This window comes from Verrucosispora sp. SN26_14.1 (assembly GCF_004307965.1).
Taxonomy (GTDB): domain Bacteria; phylum Actinomycetota; class Actinomycetes; order Mycobacteriales; family Micromonosporaceae; genus Micromonospora.
In genome coordinates, this window is the sequence record NZ_SISL01000639.1 from 1 (window position 1) to 2,615 (window position 2,615).

The window sequence follows — 2,615 nt, forward strand, 5'->3', positions numbered from 1 at the left end:
GACCGCCGGGGGGTGGCCCCGGCAGCACGGTCGGCTGGTCGGTCAGGCTGGCGGTGACGGTGGCGGTCATGCCGTCGGGCCGACGGGTGAGGGTCAGCGCTCCGGTGAGCTGGTGGGCCAGCCAGAGGCCCCGTCCACCGGCGGTGGTGGTCGCCGGCAGATGCACCGTCAGGTCGGCGTCGGGTTCGTCCCCGTGGTCGGAGACCTCGCAGACGAGCAGGTCGGCCCGGCGGATCAGGTCCAGACGACCCTGCCCGCCGCCGTGCAGCACGGCGTTGGTGACCAACTCGTGCACGGCCAGGACGAGATCCTCGGCCAGGTCGCCGGTGAGTCCGGCGGCGGCGATCCGCGTGGCGAGCAGGTGCCGCAACGGCGTCACCGTCTGTGCGGTGAACGACTCGGACAACAGGCAGGTCTCCTCGCCGACCCCCGACATCGGGCCGCCGGTGCCACCGGCGTCCGGTTGGGCGAGGTTGCTCATGCAGGCAGGTTACGTCGTCCCCAGGTATCTGCGACTCTTGCCAAGCAGCAAGTATCGCGGTCCGGGTGCTGCTCGGGGCCCGACTAGCATGATCGAATGCCGCAGCTCGCCGCGATCGTCATCCATTGCCGTGATCCTTACCTGATGGCCCCGTTCTGGAGCCAGGTCACCGGCCTTCCGGTGGCGGCCGAGGACCGGATCAAGCTCGCCGACCGTACCCTCGGGCCGACCGAGTCGGTGCTGCTGCGCCACCCGGCCGGAAGCGGACCGGACATCTGGATCGCACCCGCCGGGGACCTGCCGCCGGTCGGCCGGATCCACCTGGACCTGGTCGCCGAGGACGACGAACTGGCGGCGGTGGTGGCCGCCGGGGCCACCGTGCGGCACACACTGCCGCGCTGGACCGTGCTGACGGATCCGGAGGGAAACGAGTTCTGCCTGTTCCGCCGGCACTGATCGCCGTTCCGACGGCACCGCACCGGGCGGGAGCGTCGGCCCGATCAGCCCGCCGGGGCCGAACGGTCGGCCGGGCGGGGCAGCGCACCGGTGGTCTCCAGGATCAGCGTGGCGACCGCCTCGGGATCGTCGCTCATCGGCACGTGACCGCAGCCGGAGAGGGTCTGCACGCGGGCGCCCGGCAGCTCGGCGCGGGCCCGTTCGGCCTGATGGACGCCGAAGATGCGATCTCGGTCACCCCAGCCGATGGTGACCGGTGCCGCGCACGCCCCGAGCGCGCCGCAGTCGACCCGGTAGCCCCGCGCGGCACGGGCGACGGTGCCGAAACCGGCACACCGGCGCAGGGCGAGCGCGTCGGCCAGAGCCCGCTCGGCGTCCAGCGCCGCCGGACGGGCCACCAGGGGGCCGAGACACCACGCGCGCAGGCCCGGCGAACGCAGTGCGGCCCGGATCAGCGGCGTGGGCAGGTGGCTGGTGACCCGCATCCAGCTCAGGGCGCGCAGCGCCCGGCGGCGTTCGGCGTCGGTGAAGAACCCGGCGGGGGAGAGCGCGGTGACCGAGGCGGCCAGCCCGGACACGGCCAGTTCCAGGCCGATCGCGCCGCCGAGGCTGTACCCGGCGACGTGCGGACGGTCCAGCCCCCAGTCGGCGAGGACCGGCCGGATGGTCGTGATGATGGCCGCCATGTCGGTGGGCATCCCGGTCGTCGGCACCGGGGACTCGCCGAAGCCGGGCAGGTCGATCGCGATCACGTCGTGATGCGCGGCGAGCCGGTCGAAGACCGGGTCCCACGCCTGGTGGCGGTGCCCGATGCCGTGCACGAGCAGCAACGGCTCCCCGGTCCCGGCCCGCCGGAAACGCAGCGTCACGAGCCGCCCCCCTCCACCGAGGTACGCCCGAAGGATCGCCCCAGTAGGCGTACCTCGTCCTCCATCTGCGTGACCATGGTCGTACCCCCGAAGCGGGTGATCACCGCGTCGGCCAGCCGGCTCTGCGCGATCGGCCGCATCGCCTGGACCAGCCCGATCGAGCGCGGCACGTACACCTTGCGGCGGCGGCGCTCGATGCCGCGCAGCAGCTCCTCGGCGCACCGCTCGACGCTCACCACGGTGTTCAGCGGCCAGGGCAGCCGGCGTTGGGCCTCCCGGAACGAGGCGAGATCGTCGCGCAGGTCGCGGACCATGTCGGTGTCGATCCAGATGGGGTGGGCGGTGCCCACGGTGAGGCCGTGTCGACGGTTCTCCAGGCGCAGGACGTTGCCGAACTGTTCCGCGCCCGCCTTCGACGCGCAGTACGCGGCCATCCCGGGCATCGCGCCGAAGGCCGCCGCCGAGGAGACGATCAGCACGTGCCCCCGGGCGGCGAGCACCTGCGGCAGGGCCGCGCTGACGGTACGCACCACGCCGGTGAGGTTGACCTCGATGGTGCGCGCGAGCGCGTCGACCGGACCCAGCGCGACCGTCCCGAGGTTCGCGATGCCGGCGTTGGCCACCACCACGTCGATGCCGCCGAACCGCTCGACGGTGGAGGTGACGGCGTCGTCCAACGCGGACTGGTCGGTCACGTCCGCCTCGTACCAGTGGCCGTCCAGCTCGACGGCGAGCTGCCGCAGCAGCGCCGGCTCCAGACCGACCAGTGCGACGCGGGCGCCCCGGGCGGCGGCGCGCCGGGCCAGCTC

General features: G+C 73.6%; 4 protein-coding genes. 1 reads left to right on the forward strand and 3 read right to left on the reverse strand.

The genetic code is table 11. The features are described from left to right. Window positions 1-481 (reverse strand): ATP-binding protein (locus EYA84_RS30280; protein WP_131057627.1); only part of this gene is annotated, 481 nt, incomplete at its 3' end. Between the two features lie 96 nt (window positions 482-577). On the opposite strand from EYA84_RS30280, the gene EYA84_RS30285 reads away from it, so the two are divergent. Further along, complete coding sequence (locus EYA84_RS30285; RefSeq protein WP_131057629.1) at window positions 578-937, forward strand: VOC family protein; 360 nt, start codon at window positions 578-580, stop codon at window positions 935-937. Between the two features lie 44 nt (window positions 938-981). On the opposite strand, the gene EYA84_RS30290 is transcribed toward EYA84_RS30285, so the two are convergent. Both EYA84_RS30290 and EYA84_RS30295 read right to left on the reverse strand, forming a co-directional pair. Continuing rightward, window positions 982-1,806, reverse strand: coding sequence for an alpha/beta fold hydrolase (locus EYA84_RS30290; RefSeq protein WP_162854398.1), 825 nt, complete (start codon window positions 1,804-1,806; stop codon window positions 982-984). Further along, the coding region (locus EYA84_RS30295; RefSeq protein WP_131057631.1) for an SDR family oxidoreductase at window positions 1,803-2,615 on the reverse strand (813 nt) is incomplete at its 5' end. The genes EYA84_RS30290 and EYA84_RS30295, both read right to left, overlap by 4 nt.